At 54.1% G+C, this 14,891-nt stretch carries 13 protein-coding genes; 6 read left to right on the top strand and 7 right to left on the bottom strand.

All coding sequences use genetic code 11. The features are described 5' to 3' along the window. Positions 1–80 precede the first annotated feature (80 nt). The 4 genes from ABKW30_RS02400 to ABKW30_RS02385 all read left to right on the top strand — a co-directional run bounded on the left by ABKW30_RS02400 (position 81) and on the right by ABKW30_RS02385 (position 4,416). A complete protein-coding gene (locus ABKW30_RS02400) occupies positions 81–1,397 on the top strand; it encodes a mitofilin family membrane protein (protein ID WP_348596421.1) in 1,317 nt (438 codons plus the stop codon). 7 nt (positions 1,398–1,404) lie between these two features. Next, the gene (locus ABKW30_RS02395) at positions 1,405–3,081 is read left to right on the top strand and encodes a heme biosynthesis protein HemY (protein ID WP_348596420.1); all 1,677 of its coding nucleotides are present in this window, start codon (positions 1,405–1,407) and stop codon (positions 3,079–3,081) included. A gap of 113 nt (positions 3,082–3,194) precedes the next feature. Beyond that, on the top strand, positions 3,195–3,671 hold the full coding sequence (locus ABKW30_RS02390; protein WP_348596418.1) for a TerB family tellurite resistance protein: 477 nt from the start codon (positions 3,195–3,197) through the stop codon (positions 3,669–3,671). 10 nt (positions 3,672–3,681) lie between these two features. Continuing rightward, the gene (locus tag ABKW30_RS02385; RefSeq protein ID WP_348596417.1) at positions 3,682–4,416 is read left to right on the top strand and encodes a glutamine amidotransferase; all 735 of its coding nucleotides are present in this window, start codon (positions 3,682–3,684) and stop codon (positions 4,414–4,416) included. 6 nt (positions 4,417–4,422) lie between these two features. Here ABKW30_RS02385 and ABKW30_RS02380 read toward each other — a convergent pair whose 3' ends face one another. Next, positions 4,423–5,658: an MFS transporter gene (locus ABKW30_RS02380; protein ID WP_348597578.1), complete on the bottom strand. Its 1,236-nt coding sequence runs from the start codon at positions 5,656–5,658 to the stop codon at positions 4,423–4,425. A 143-nt stretch (positions 5,659–5,801) separates the two neighbouring features. Further along, entirely contained in the window at positions 5,802–6,488 is a 687-nt protein-coding gene (aqpZ, locus tag ABKW30_RS02375) for an aquaporin Z (protein WP_348596416.1), read from the bottom strand. Between the two features lie 256 nt (positions 6,489–6,744). Here aqpZ and ABKW30_RS02370 point away from each other — a divergent pair, with 256 nt between their 5' ends. Then, entirely contained in the window at positions 6,745–7,035 is a 291-nt protein-coding gene (locus ABKW30_RS02370) for a YggT family protein (RefSeq protein ID WP_348596415.1), read from the top strand. A gap of 3 nt (positions 7,036–7,038) precedes the next feature. Continuing rightward, on the top strand, positions 7,039–7,356 hold the full coding sequence (locus ABKW30_RS02365) for a DUF167 family protein (protein WP_348596414.1): 318 nt from the start codon (positions 7,039–7,041) through the stop codon (positions 7,354–7,356). Positions 7,357–7,362: 6 nt separating this feature from the next. On the opposite strand, the gene ppa is transcribed toward ABKW30_RS02365, so the two are convergent. The 5 genes from ppa to ABKW30_RS02340 all read right to left on the bottom strand — a co-directional run bounded on the left by ppa (position 7,363) and on the right by ABKW30_RS02340 (position 14,856). Then, entirely contained in the window at positions 7,363–7,902 is a 540-nt protein-coding gene (gene ppa / locus ABKW30_RS02360; RefSeq protein ID WP_348596413.1) for an inorganic diphosphatase, read from the bottom strand. Between the two features lie 157 nt (positions 7,903–8,059). Then, a complete protein-coding gene (locus ABKW30_RS02355) occupies positions 8,060–8,566 on the bottom strand; it encodes a GNAT family N-acetyltransferase (RefSeq protein ID WP_348596412.1) in 507 nt (168 codons plus the stop codon). A 123-nt stretch (positions 8,567–8,689) separates the two neighbouring features. Further along, positions 8,690–10,519, bottom strand: a complete 1,830-nt coding sequence (gene typA, locus ABKW30_RS02350) for a translational GTPase TypA (RefSeq protein ID WP_348596411.1) — start codon at positions 10,517–10,519, stop codon at positions 8,690–8,692. Positions 10,520–10,655: 136 nt separating this feature from the next. Continuing rightward, entirely contained in the window at positions 10,656–11,960 is a 1,305-nt protein-coding gene (gene mgtE, locus ABKW30_RS02345; RefSeq protein ID WP_348597577.1) for a magnesium transporter, read from the bottom strand. Between the two features lie 454 nt (positions 11,961–12,414). Beyond that, positions 12,415–14,856 carry an FAD-dependent oxidoreductase gene (locus tag ABKW30_RS02340; protein WP_348596410.1) on the bottom strand — a complete coding sequence of 814 codons (2,442 nt, stop codon included), beginning with the start codon at positions 14,854–14,856 and terminating at the stop codon, positions 12,415–12,417. Positions 14,857–14,891: the final 35 nt, after the last annotated feature.

Raw genomic sequence — 14,891 nt, 5'->3', positions numbered from 1 at the left:
TTGACTGGTGGTTTCATATCAGGAACTTCCTTGCTAGCTTTAGAGTTCAATTGAAGCATCTGTTCCCGAAGAGAGTTTCCATGGCCAAATCTACCGTTCCACGTCATTCCAAAACGACCCGCAAATCGATGACGATCGAACTGGAGCCATCTTCGATAGTAAAACAAACAACGTCCACAAAAGATATTCCAGAGCCGGAACCAGTAGGTTTTGATCCTGCAATTCAGGCAAAGGCTGCGCCAGTGGCTGAAAAAGCTGAGCCCGTTACTGAAAGGGTGGATCAGAATGCAAGTGCGGAGCCTGAATCTTCGTCCTCCAGTCCCGCTGCAAACTTTGGCCGTGGTGGTCAAGCCTCCGGCGGAAAGCGTGTCAGCTCCGGCCCTGATCAATTCAGTTCCGTCCAAAAGTCGAATGACTCATTCGGTCGGTTGGCGTCGGGGCTGATTGGCGGTGTGGTTGTTCTTCTCGGCGCCGCTGCATTGCAGTGGGCGGGTGTGCTTCCATCTCCAAAAGCTGATGTCTCCTCGCTTGAACAGCAGATCGCGCAATTGCGGGATGCTCCAAAACCGCTTGATGAGGGTAGTCAGACAGCTTTGAACAGCGCTACTGCCAGCGCCAAGCAGGCATTGGATCAGATTGGCGCTCTTTCAACGGAGTTGAATTCGGTCAAGCAGAGCGTTGCGGATATCCAGAATAATGCTTCGGCGGGCGGTACGCCTTTGGATACCAACGCCATAGACGCACGAATTGCCTCGCTTGAAGAGCAGCTCAATGTGAGCAAGCAGCAGGTCGCTCAGGCCGATGGAGCTGCTGCCGGTGCCACCACGAGACTTGACGCGCTCGAAGCCAAGGTCAATGACACGTCCGGCCAGACCAACATGGCGCTGGCAATGGCAGCAACGGGCCTGAAGGCGGCTGTAGATCGCGGAGAGCCTTATAAGGCTGAACTTGATACTTATATCGCTGTCGCTCCGGCTGCGGGTGATGTCGAAACATTGCGCCCGACAGAAGCCAGAGGGATACCTACTGTAAACACTTTGGCAGGTGAGTTCGGTGATGTTGCTGCCCGCATTATAGCCAGCACTCGTACAGTTGATCCCAATGCCGGGGTCCTTGACCGGTTGTGGGCGAGTGCATCCGGATTGGTCGAAGCTCGACCGGTCGGCATGATCGAAGGCGAGGGTGTTGATGCAATCACTGCCCGGATAGAAGCTCATCTGAACGCCGGTGATCTGGCGGCTGCAATTGCTGAATGGGATAAATTGCCTGATACAGCGAAGACTGTTTCAGCAGACTTTGGCAGCGCGATGAAGGCACGGCAGAACGCCAGTACAGCTGTCTCCAAAGCCTTGTCAGATGCTTTGAGCGGCATCAAGACGCCAGCAAATCAGGAGTAAGAAGATCATGATGCGTATTCTGTTCTTCTTCATTTTCGTCCTGCTGCTTGGCGTTGGGTTTGCGTGGCTTGCAGACCGTCCCGGCGATCTGGTTCTGACCTTTGCCGGGATGCAGTACAAAGTCAGCCTCATGGTGGCAGCATCGAGCATTGTCGCTATCGTTGCAGCCGTGATGCTGACCTGGTGGCTGGTCAAAAGCATTGTCACCTCGCCCTACGCCTTGCGGCGGCATTTCCGGGCACGCAAGCGCGACAGAGGCTACCAATCGCTTTCCACGGGCTTGATTGCTGCGGGGGCAGGTGATGGCCAAAAAGCACGGTTGATGATCAAGCAGGCGGAAAAGCTCCTCAACGTCGATCAGGAACCATTGATCAAGCTGCTCGATGCGCAGGCTGCAATGCTTGAAGGGCGTACTGATGATGCTCGCGCCAAGTTTGAGGCTATGCTGGATGATCCGGAAACAAGGCTGCTGGGGTTGCGCGGTCTCTATCTGGAAGCGCAGAGGTTAGGCGCTCGCGATGCATCCCGTCATTACGCCGAGGAGGCCGCTCTGCTGGCGCCAAATGTTGAGTGGGCTGCTTCCGCAGCGCTTGGGCAGAAAACGACCCATGGCGACTGGGACGGTGCTCTGGTGCTTTTGGAAAAGCAGAAGGCGACCAAGCAGATCGACAAGGAGAAGGCCAAGCGCGAGCGGGCAGTCATCCTTACCGCAAAGGCAATAGAAACGCTTGAAAGCGATCCGGTAAATGCAAAGCCGCTGGCTATTGAAGCCAACAAATTGGCTCCGGACCTTGTTCCGGCAGCAATTGTGGCTGCCAAAGCATTGTTTGCTCAGGGTGACCTGCGGAAGGGTTCAAAAATTCTAGAATATACGTGGAAGCGGGAGCCACATCCCGACGTTGCCGAAACCTATGTTCATGCCAGAATCGGAGATTCGCCCGTTGATCGCTTGAAGCGTGCGCGTCATTTGGCAGGACTTTATCCGCACCATGCCGAATCCAGTCTGGTAATTGCTCATGCCGCTCTGAGCGCTGGCGAATTGAAGGAAGCACGCGAAGCTGCAGAAGCAGTTCTGCGCAGCACGCCGCGTGAAAGCGCCTATTTGCTGCTTGCAGATATTGAGGAAGCGCAAACCGGGGATCAGGGCCGTGTCCGTCAATGGTTGTCACGGGCTGTCAAAGCGCCACGTGATCCTGCATGGACTGCTGATGGTTATGTTTCCGACCATTGGGCTCCGGCTTCGCCGGTGACTGGAAAGCTGGACGCTTTTACATGGAAAGTTCCTGTTGAGCAGATTGGGCCGGTTATCGACGCAAGCGATGATTTTGACAGGGCGAAAGCGACAGAACCGTCAAAACCGGAGGAGGCCACAATAGAGGCAAAGCCAATTTTACCGCCGCGCAAGCAGGAGGCGAATTCGCAGCCGGTAAAGGTAGAGGCAGATATCGTCGATGCTGAAATTGTGCCGTTTCAGCCGCCAGTGCAAAACACGGTGAAGGCCAAGTTGGACAAGCCCGCGGCAGAGGCGGATATTCCTCAGAGGATCGCCTCGGTGCTGCCTCCGCTGCCGGAGAAGGAAAAAGACGATGCCGGCGAACCGTTTTTTGGCCCGGTTCCGGATGACCCCGGCGTGAAGCCCGAATATAAATCGCCTCAACCCAACAAGAAGTTCAAGCTGTTCTGATGGTAGCAAGGGGAGGATTTGGCTCACTTTGCGGCAAGATGCACAGTAGCGGGACAGGTCGACTCGGGCTATCAGTTATTGAAGTGATGCTAAAAGCTGAAAGACTTCTATAAATGCTTGATCGCCTTGTTACTTTTTTCAAATCAATACCCTCGGGCGAAAGTGGCTCGGAGCATTTTTCGAAGTCAGATCCTCGTCTGGCCGCTGCTGCTTTGCTATTCCACGTAATGGATGCAGATGGGTCCAGCGGTAAAGAGGAACGTAAACGTATCTCGCAACTGATATCCGATGCTTATGGCTTGAAGGGCGAGGCGCTGAAGCGGCTTCTGAACGAAAGTGAGCAGGCGGATCAGGAAGCAGTCGATCTTTATAGCTTCACCAGCATTATCAAGCGCAATCTTGACGAAGAAGCCCGCATCAGGTTCATTGAACTCATGTGGGAAGTGGTTTTTGCCGACGGTGTCGCTCATGAGCTTGAGGACAATGTTGTCTGGCGGGTTGCCGAATTGATCGGTGTATCCACACGTGACCGGGTCACAATGAAGCAAAGGGCCGCTGTTCGAGCCGAGCGGGAAGTGCCCGAAGAATAGGACCTAACGGATGTTCCAGACAGAATGGATGGACGGGAACAAGATAGAGCGCCCGAAAATCCTCGCAGTTCTCCATCAGGAAAGGTCAAGCACCGGCCGCGTTGGACAATTGCTGCTTGAGGCTGGGTTTTCACTGGATATACGCCGTCCACCACTTGGTGATGTACTACCGGAAACGCTTGAGGATCATGCGGGCGCCGTTATTTTCGGTGGTCCGATGAGCGCCAATGATCCGGAAGAGTTCGTCAAGCAGGAGACGGATTGGCTATCGGTTCCATTGGCCGAGAATAAACCATTTTTGGGTATCTGTTTGGGTGCGCAGATGCTTGCAAACCATCTTGGTGGAAGCGTTGCACCGCATCCCGATGGACTGGTTGAAATAGGTTGGTATCCTTTGGAACCAACGGCAGCTGGCAAAGCGCTGATGGATTGGCCATCAATGGTCTACCACTTTCACCGCGAAGGCTTTGATCTGCCGAAGTCTGCAACCTTGCTGGCAACTGGCAATACTTATGCAAACCAAGCATTCCGCTATGGCAAGAACGCCTGGGGTGTGCAGTTCCATGCGGAGCTGACCCGAGCCATGATGCAGCGCTGGGTGGTGCGCGGGTCGGAGCGGTTCTCGCTTTGTGGCGCGCAGCAGGGGCGGGATCATCTGGAAGGCAGGATGATCCACGATGCCATACTCAAAGCTTGGCTGCATCGCTTTCTCGGGATAGTGTTCGGCGCTCCCGTTACTGCCTGAAGGGTCTCATGTTCTCCCCTGCAAATTGCGTGCCTTACGCAATTGCGGAAACCACCACGCCCATAGGCCCGCTACCGCGACTGTGCCTATCCCGCCGAAAACGACAGCAGGAATGGTGCCGATCATTGAAGCCATGATGCCTGCGCGGAATTCGCCAAGCTCATTGGATGCACCGACAAATACCATATTCACCGCGTTGACCCGTCCGCGCACATTGTCCGGTGTCCAAAGCTGAAGCAGGGTCTCACGAATATAGACGCTTACCATGTCTGCCGCGCCCATCAGTGCGAGGACAATGATTGAAAGCCAGGCGATATTTGAAACACCGAACATGATGGTAAGCAGGCCAAACAGTGCAACGAAGGCAAACATGACGATACCGGCATGATCGCGGATAGGATGGCCTGTAAGCCATACGGCGGTCAGGATTGCTCCAACGCCAGGTGCCGCGCGCAACATGCCAAGCCCCCAAGGTCCAAGTTCCAGAATATCACGCGCGTAAACCGGCAAAAGCGCTACCGCGCCACCAAGGAGCACAGCAAACAGGTCCAGCGAGATTGCGCCGAGTACGACTTTCTCTTTCCAGATATAATGGAAGCCGGCCAACAGCGTCTGAAGCGACTTCTTTTCATTCAACGTATGCTGCGTGGGTTTGGGAATGGAGAAAATGGCAACAGCAGCGATGAACAGCATCACGCAAGCCACACCATAGGCCGCAACCGGTGATAGACCATACAATAACCCGCCCGCCACAGGTCCGACCAGTGTTGCGATCTGCCACGCTGAGGAGTTCCAGGAAACCGCGTTTGAGAAAATCTCGGCCGGCACAAGATTTACCACGAGCGACGAAGATGCTGGCCCTAGAAACGCGCGCCCTACACCAAATCCTGCCAGTACAATGAAGACATGCATAGGCGAGAACGTGTGAGTCACGGTAAGTATCAGCAGCAGGGCGGCGCAGATCAGTTCGACACCGATGGACAACCCCATAATCAAGCGGCGGCCAAAGCGATCAGATGCAGCGCCGGTTACAAGAACGAGCAGAAGGGCAGGTGCAAACTGCACAAGGCCAACAATGCCGAGATAAAAGGGATCACGTGTCTGATCGTAAATCTGCCAGCCGACCGAAACGCTGATGATCTGAATGGCAAAAGAGCCAAAAAATCGCGATAGCCAATAACGGGTGAACGACGAGTGGCGAAAGGCGGCATAACGATCGTGAGCCGCGTCCGTTTCAGATATAGTCATTTCGGTGGAGAGCTCCGGAAGATGGAGATTTCTTCTAGAACAGTTTCCAGCAGAAGTAGAGAGAAAAGCGGCACTTTATATTACAGTGTGAAAGTCAAAGGGAGCGAGCCGGCAGGCCGCCTCGCTCCGGCAGCAGGTTAGTCCTTGCCGAGCAAGGCTTTCCAAATGATTGCGCCAATGGCAGCACCAACAAGCGGTGCAACCCAGAACAGCCAAAGCTGACCGAGGGCAGCAGTTTCGGCAAACAAGGCTACACCTGTAGAGCGAGCCGGATTAACCGAAGTGTTGCTGACAGGAATTGACACCAGATGGATCAATGTCAGGCCAAGGCCGATCGGGATCGGTGCGAAGCCGGCAGGTACCGAAGCGGACGTTGCTCCAAGGATGATGATCAGGAAGAATGCAGTGAAAACAACCTCTGCGACGAGTACTGCGGTAAGTCCATAGCCGCCGGGTGAGAGCGTATCGTATCCGTTAGAAGCAAAGCCTCCAGCCACAAAACCAGTCTTGCCTGATGCTACCAGATAAAGCACCGCAGCGGCGGCAATTGCTCCAATTACCTGTGCGATCCAGTATGGAATAAGTTCCTTGAAATCAAACCGCCCGGCAACAGCCAACCCAAGCGATACAGCAGGGTTGAAATGCCCCCCGGATATGCCGCCGACCGCATAGGCCATGGTAAGAACAGTCAAGCCAAAAGCTAAGGCGACGCCAAGATAACCGATACCGACATCGGGAAGGCCGGCAGCCAGAACTGCGCTGCCACAACCGCCCAGGACAAGCCAGAATGTGCCGAAGAATTCGGCCGATAGTTTGTTTAGCATGGTAACCCCCTAGATGAAAAACGGACCGGAATAGCCCGAATCACGAGGGTTAAATTTATTCCTGTTTTTGAAGTTCAACAATATCTAGGGGGTAGTCCAGCCTTACTACCATAGTCTAGTGTTTTTGAGACAGTACACGACAAGGGAATACTATGAGCGACCATCGGAGCGTCATGGAAATAATGTCCGTCGCTCCTCGCCTCTTGCTCGTGAGGCAGCCAATCGCTACATAACCTGAGACTTTCAGGAGAAACAGATGCTCGCCATTATCCGCACCATAGATCTTGCCCTTGATATCTATACTTGGATCCTTATTGCCAGTGCGATCTTTTCATGGCTTTACGCCTTCAATGTCATCAACTCGAGCAACAGGTTCGTGGCGTCCATCGGCGAGTTCCTTTATAAGGTGACTGAGCCTGCCTTGCGTCCTATTCGGCGCTTTCTCCCTGATCTCGGAGGGATCGATATTTCCCCGATCGTTCTGCTGCTGATTATCTTCTTCGTCCGTCAGCTGTTGTGGACCACGATTGCGCCAATCCTGCTCTGAGCCATGACAGACCGTTACTTTCGCAAGGAAGCCGACGGCATTATGCTCTTTGTGCGGCTAACGCCAAAGTCTGCAAAAGATGCGATTGAAGGTGTGGAAACGACGGATGATAACCGCCAGCATATAAAGGCGAGGGTGCGCTCAATTCCGGAGGACGGTAAAGCCAACGCGGCGCTTATCAAGCTGCTCGGCAAATGGCTGGGTATGGCACCGCGTAATATCACGATTGTTGCAGGAGCAACTTCGCGCGTTAAACAGGTAAGACTTGAAGGTGATCCGGACAGCCTGATTGCCAAACTGTCCGGTTTACTGAGCAGATAGCGGCAGTTATGCGCCGACTTTGGCCTTATGGCGCTCCATGGCTTCTGTAATCAGCTGGCGTGCAGCGTCTTCATCACCCCAGTCGCCGATCTTCACCCATTTGCCGGGCTCCAGATCCTTATAATGTTCGAAGAAATGCTGGATTTGCTTCAAGGTGATCTCGGGCAGGTCTGTATAATTGTGAACCTTCTCGTAACGCAGCGTCAGATGCGGTGAAGGAACGGCGATGATCTTTTCGTCCTGACCCTTATTGTCTTCCATGACGAGAACGCCAATCGGACGAACGTTGATGACGCTTGTAGGCATCAATGCGCGGGTGTTGCAGATAAGAACGTCGATTGGGTCGCCATCGTCCGACAATGTGTGCGGTACGAAACCATAATTACCCGGATAGGTCATGGGCGTGTGCAGAAAGCGATCGACGAATAGTGCGCCGGAATCTTTATCCAGCTCATATTTGATAGGTTGACCGCCGACCGGGACTTCGATGATCACGTTAACGTCTTCAGGAGGATTGTTGCCGACAGGAATGGCATCGATGCGCATATTCTAGGAGTCCTTGTTGGTTTGGGAGTGCTGTACTGATTTTTGACCCTTTGCGCAACAACGCGTCGCCTTTTAGGTCGTTATCCGACCTATTCTTGCGACGATTGGGCGCAAAGTCAGGGTATATCGTGGTGGGATTGATATGAGAGGTAGATTCTCAGCTCCAGACGAAAGCCCGCTTCTTGAGCATCTTGCCGTCGAAGCATTCCACGCCTTCTGCAGCGTCCCGTCCGCCAGCACCATGGTAGAATGAAACGGCCAGATCATTATCCTCAAGCACCCAGATAACCATGCCCTTCAGGCCCTGATCGCCAAGGCTACGCTTAGCCGCGCCAAGCAGGCGCGAGCCCAGACCGCAGCCTTGATATTCGGGGCGGATGTAAAGTTCGTATACTTCGCCCTTTTCAGGCAATTGCCGCGCGCGGTTTGGTCCGAGTGTTGCATACCCGGCGACAACACCGCCGATGTCCGCAACCAGAATTTGTGTGGAACGCTTGATAGCTCGTGCCCACCAGTCGGCGCCTCTGCGTTCCAGCATGGTAGTAAGAGCACGATGCGGAATGATGCCTGAATAAGCGCCGCGCCAAGCGCTCAGATGAATGGCTGAAATCGCCACTGCATCGGCCAAACCGGCTTTTCTTATCTCGGTTACGTGCGTGCTCATGCCAAGAGCATAAACCCGCGACACGCGATTTCGCAACGGCATTAACAACGATTTTTTAAAAGCATCAAAAAGAAAAAGCGGCGATGAACGCCGCTTTTCAAACTGTCTGCAAAGGTGGTGCGATTATGCAGCGCCTGCAGCCTTGTTGCTCTTTTCGAAACGCTTACGCTCATTTGGATCAAGGTAAAGCTTACGTAGACGAATGGACTTTGGCGTAACTTCCATGAGTTCGTCGTCCTGAATCCATGACAAAGCGCGCTCAAGGGTCATGCGAATTGGTGGAGTGAGCTTTACAGCTTCATCCTTGCCGGCAGCGCGAATGTTGGTGAGCTTCTTGCCCTTGAGAATATTCACTTCCAGATCGTTGTCGCGTGAGTGAATGCCGATGATCATACCTGCATAGACCTTGACGCCAGCTTCGATGATCATCGAGCCGCGATCTTCAAGATTCCACATGGCGAACGCTACGGATTCACCCTGATCGTTGGAAATCAGAACGCCATTGTTGCGTCCTGCAATTTCGCCCCGGAAGGGCTCGTAGGCGCGGAACAGGCGGTTCATGATCGCAGTGCCGCGTGTATCGGTCAAAAGCTCCGACTGATAGCCGATGAGGCCACGTGTCGGTGCGTAGAACACCATACGGACGCGATTGCCGCCGGATGGGCGAAGCTCAACCATTTCGGCTTTGCGTTCGGACATCTTCTGGACAACCGTGCCGGAATATTCTTCGTCAACGTCGATGAGAACTTCTTCGATTGGCTCAAGCAGATTGCCTGCATCGTCCTTCTGCATCACAACGCGCGGGCGGGAAACACCAAGCTCGAAGCCTTCACGGCGCATGTTCTCAATGAGAACGGCAAGCTGCAATTCACCGCGACCGGACACGAAGAACGAGTCCTTGTCGCCGGACTCTTCAACCTTGAGCGCGACATTGCCTTCGGCTTCCTTCATCAGGCGATCACGGATGACGCGGCTGGTAACCTTGTCGCCTTCAGTGCCTGCAAGCGGGCTGTCATTGACGATGAAGGACATTGTTACTGTTGGTGGATCGATAGGCTGTGCATGCAGCGGCTCGGTTACTTCGAGCGCGCAGAATGTGTCGGCAACGGTGCCCTTCTGCAAGCCGGCGATGGCAACGATGTCACCCGCATGGGCTTCATCAATCGACTGGCGTTCAAGACCACGGAATGTAAGAATCTTCGAGATACGGCCGGTTTCAACCTGTGTGCCGTCGCCATGCAGAACCTTGACTGGCTGGTTGGACTTCACTGTGCCGGAATGGATACGGCCGGTAATGATGCGTCCAAGGAACGGATCAGCTTCAAGGATCGTTCCGATCATCTTGAAAGCACCTTCACCAACGGTTGGCGCAGGTACGTGATCGAGAACCATGTCGAACAGGGCTGACAGACCCTGATCCTGTGGGCCTTCCGGGTTTTTTGCCATCCAGCCATTGCGGCCTGAGCCATAAAGGATAGGGAAATCAAGCTGTTCGTCAGTTGCATCTAGAGCGGCGAAAAGATCGAACACCTCGTTCACGACCTCTTCGTGACGCGCATCAGGGCGGTCGATCTTGTTGATCGCAACGATTGGGCGAAGGCCAACCTTCAGCGCTTTGCCAACGACGAACTTCGTCTGTGGCATCGGGCCTTCCGCAGCATCGACGAGAACGATAGCGCCATCCACCATCGAAAGGATACGCTCGACTTCACCACCGAAATCGGCGTGGCCTGGTGTATCGACGATGTTGATGCGGGAATCTTTCCAGACAACAGAAGTGGCTTTGGCGAGAATCGTGATCCCGCGTTCCTTTTCTATGTCGTTGGAATCCATCATTCTTTCGGCAACGCGCTGATTATCGCGGAAGTTGCCGGACTGTTTCAATAGTTCGTCAACAAGCGTGGTTTTGCCATGGTCAACGTGTGCGATGATCGCGATGTTGCGCAGTTTCATAAGGTTCTCTTTGGAGGATTGTGGACGCAAAATTGCATGCGACGCTTTACATTTGCGCGCTCCATACATGTTTTTTCGCAATTGCGAAAGGGGGCGGCACAGGAATATGCCGCCCGGATAGCTTTCGGGTCCCGGTTCAGAGCAGCGTACCGGACAGGATAACCAGCGCGATGCTGAAATAAATCACCAATCCTGTGACATCGACGAGTGTTGCGACAAATGGTGCAGAGGCACTTGCCGGATCAAAACCCAGGCGCTGCATGGCGAACGGCAGCATGGACCCGACGAGTGAACCGAAGGTCACGATACCGACCAGAGCAGCACCAACTGTAGCGGCAACCAATTGCCAGTGCTGGCCATAATCATAAAGGCCAAGCATTTGCCAGGCGGCGATACGCGCGACACCGATCAGGCCGAGGAAAGAGCCGAGTACGAGCCCTGTCGGAATTTCGCGTAAAGCTACCCGCCACCAGTCCTTCAGGCGTAAATCCTGCAAGGCCAGAGCGCGGATGAGCAGAGAGGTTGCCTGCGATCCGGAATTGCCACCGGAACTCATGATGAGAGGGATAAACAGTGTTAAAACAACAGCTTTTTCCAATTCTCCTTCGAAATGCTGCATGGCGCTGGCAGTCAGCATCTCGCCCAGAAGCAGGATTCCAAGCCAACCGGCGCGCTTGTGGATCATCTGGAAAAACCCGATCTGCATATAAGGCTTGTTCAAAGCCTCCATGCCGCCGAACTTCAACGTATCCTCGGTCATCTCCTGTGTCATGGCATCGATAACGTCATCAACCGTAACGATTCCAATGACTTGGTTACCATCTGTCACGACCGGAACAGCCAGAAGATCGTGCTTGCGGAAGAGGCGGGCAACGTCCTCCTGATCGGTCAATGGCGTAACCACCACAGGCGCAACATCGCGCCCCACGCTCAAGATGGAAGCCTCTGGTCCGCTGGTAATAAGGCGGCGCAATGTCACGGTACGAAGTAGAATTTTCGATGCAGGATCAATGACATAGATCGCATAAATCGTCTCGCGGGACCGCTCGACTTCACGCACATGCTGCAAGGTTTGCGCTACTGTCCAGTCAGCGGGAACGCTGACGAATTCCGTGGTCATCAGGCTGCCCGCCGTATGCGGCGGATAGCGCAAAAGCTTGCGAAGCGCGGCGGTGGTTTCAGGCCCGAGACCGGCGGCTAGCCGGGCGCGTGTTTCGGCATCAAACTCCTGAAAAATGTCGGTAACACGATCAATCGACATTTCATCGAGTATATCGCGTGCCCTTTCTGCAGGCAGTTTTTGAATGATCTCCGCTGCCGAATGCAGCTCGGGCTGATCCAGAATCAGCACGGCATGCTCAAGTGGTATGTCGACAAAAATATCAATGATATCAGTTAGTTCAAGCTCGTTTAGAAGCTCGATCGCATCTGCGGCATGCATGGATGCAAGGCGCTGGGTGATGTTCAGGTCTGCGCCAAGCGCATCCTGATTTACGAGGATGTTGTTCATTTTACTCGCCTTTCCGTCGATCCGCCGTCAAGGGGGATCAAGGCGAGCTGATTTCAAATCAGGCCAGGATCACCGCTGACGGCGCAAACAATCGACTACTGTCGTCGTTGGGCATGGAAATAGATTCCTGATTGAAACAAACAGGCGCTGAATGCTTACCTGCATGGGGTCATTTGGCTCTGCCACTGCAAAAAGTCAACCCCGTGGAAGCCGCTGCAACTGAGCACAATCAAATTGCAGCCTTAGATAGCGAAAATGCTCGAAAAACCGATCGTTTTGCTGCCACTTCGGTCAGATTTCGCGTAAACCTGCTATCAAACCGCGGAAAGCAGAATCATTATCGAAGAAATCTGTTCCCTGCTGGAAACGCGGTGCGAAACTCTGATCAGCTTTTCACTTTTTCGTTCTGCGGGTCGTAAAGTGGTTCCATATGCAACTCTGCCGCGAACCGTTCATTGGCGACGATGAGTTCATATTCTCCTTCGCGGAGAAAGTCATCGCTGACGCCATCCTCGTTTCGGACGTAACCATATCCGACAGGTTTACCGACCGTGTACCCGAAACCACCGCTGGTAAGATATCCGGCAAAAACCCCATTCCGCAAAATTGTCTCACGACCGAGAAGAACAACATTGCTGTCGGCAATAGTAAAAGCCGCGAGACGTTTTTTCAGTGGTTTGGCACTGATGGCTTCACTTGGCCCGCGCCCGATGAAATCCATATTTTTGCGAAGCTTGACCGCCCAGCCGAGACCGGCCTCGAATGGCGAGTCATTTGGCGTGATGTCGGAGCCCCAGGCCCGGTAGCCTTTTTCCAGACGAAGCGATTCAATGGCACGGTATCCCACGGGCCGGATTCCGAATTCTTCGCCCGCCGACATGAGCGCATCGAAGACCGTTGCGGTTGCATTGATCGGAATATGCAACTCCCAGCCGAGTTCGCCGACATAGGTGATACGCAAGGCCCGCACGCTTGTTCCGGAAATTTCTATTTCGCGAATATGACCGAATGGAAAAGCGCTGTTGCCAACATCGGCATTGCTGACCTTTGCCAGCACGCTTCGAGCTTTCGGACCCATGAGCGAGAGCGTCCCATAATTCTCGGTAATGTCGATAAGTTCCGCATCGAGATCTTTGCCGATATGATCCCTGATCCAGGCAAAGTCATGGGTGCGGAAACCCGTGCCGGTGACAATATAGAACTTGTCGTCGGAAAGGCGCGCTACGGTAAGATCGCATTCAGTACCGCCTCTTGTGTTGAGGAGCTGGGTATAGGTGATGCGGCCTGCCGGTTTGGTCACGTCATTGGCACAGATGTGGTCCAGCGCTCTGGCTGCGTCCTTGCCGGACAGCTCAAATTTGGCAAAGGAAGACTGGTCGAAAATGCCGACCTTTTCGCGCACCAACCGATGCTCCTCGCCAACGGCATCGAACCAGTTCTGGCGGCCCATGGAGTAGATGTCTTCGGCAGGAACGCCTTCCGGCGCGAACCAGTTTGGCCGCTCCCAACCGAGCTTTGAGCCGAAGACGGCACGGTGCTTTTTCAAGCGTTCGTAGAGGGGTGAAACAATAGCAGGGCGGCCCGAGGCGTATTCCTCGTGCGGGAAGCCGATAGTGTAGTGCTTGCCATAGGCTTCAAGGGTTCTGTCGCGCACCCAATCGCGATTGCGATGAAGGTTTGAGAAGCGGCGAATATCGACGCTCCACAAATCGAGCGGGCTCTCGCCATCAATCGCCCACTGCGCCAACACCCAACCGGCACCGCCGCCGGAGGCAATACCGAAGGCGTTAAAACCGGCGCCGACAAACATGTTCGAGCATTCGGGCGCGACGCCGAGAATGAAATTGCCGTCGGGCGTGAAGCTTTCCGATCCATTGATCATTTGTTTGACCCCCACTGTTTCCAGCGCCGGAATACGCTCGATAGCCTGAACCATATGCTGCTCGAAATGATCGAAATCATCGTCGAACAGGCGGAACTGCCAATCATTTGGAACATCGCCGGTCGTCCAGCTTTGCGGGTTGGGCTCATAGCCGCCCATGACCAGCCCACCCACCTCCTCCTTGAAATAGGTGCGCCGGTCGGGATCGCGTAGAGTTGGTGCGTCGACCGTAAGTCCCTCTATCTTTTCAGTGATGATGTATTGATGCTTAACCGGCTGCAAAGGCACATTGATGCCCGCCATCTCGCCGACCTGTCTTGCCCATTGTCCCGCGCAATTGATCACTTTCTCGCAGGCAATATCGCCTTGGTCCGTCCTGACCTTGATGATCCTGCCCGCTTCCATTTCAAAGCCGGTCACCCTTATGTTCTCGCTGAGTTTTGCGCCATTCATCCGCGCGCCTTTGGCAAGCGACTGGGTGATGTCGGATGGGCTTGCCTGTCCGTCAGTCGGCAACCAGCTTGCGCCGACAAGATCATCCACGTTCAGGAGTGGCCACATGGCCTTGACCTCTTTTGGCGATAAAAGCTCCATATCCATGCCGAAGCTGCCAGCAGTTGTTTTCAGCCGCTTATATTCCGTCCAGCGATTCTGATTGGTGGCAAGCCGCAAGCAACCTGTCATTTTCCACCCGGTCTCAAGGCCGGTTTCTGCGGCCAGTCGTTTATAGAGTTCAACGGAATATTTGAGCACGCGGGTGATGGAGGCAGAAGAACGAAGCTGACCGACCAGACCCGCCGCATGCCATGTGGAGCCGGAAGTCAACTGACCCATTTCAAGTAAAACAACATCCGCCTTGTGATCTTTGGCGAGGTGATACGCGGTGGAACAGCCAATAATGCCGCCACCGATGACAACGATTTGTGCGCGGGAGGGAAGGGTCATGATGTGCTGTACTCTATTTGCATTTCGTTACTGCG

The organism is Phyllobacterium sp. SB3 (assembly GCF_040009165.1).
Lineage (GTDB): Bacteria > Pseudomonadota > Alphaproteobacteria > Rhizobiales > Rhizobiaceae > Phyllobacterium.
This window is presented reverse-complemented; position numbering and strand designations above follow the sequence as displayed.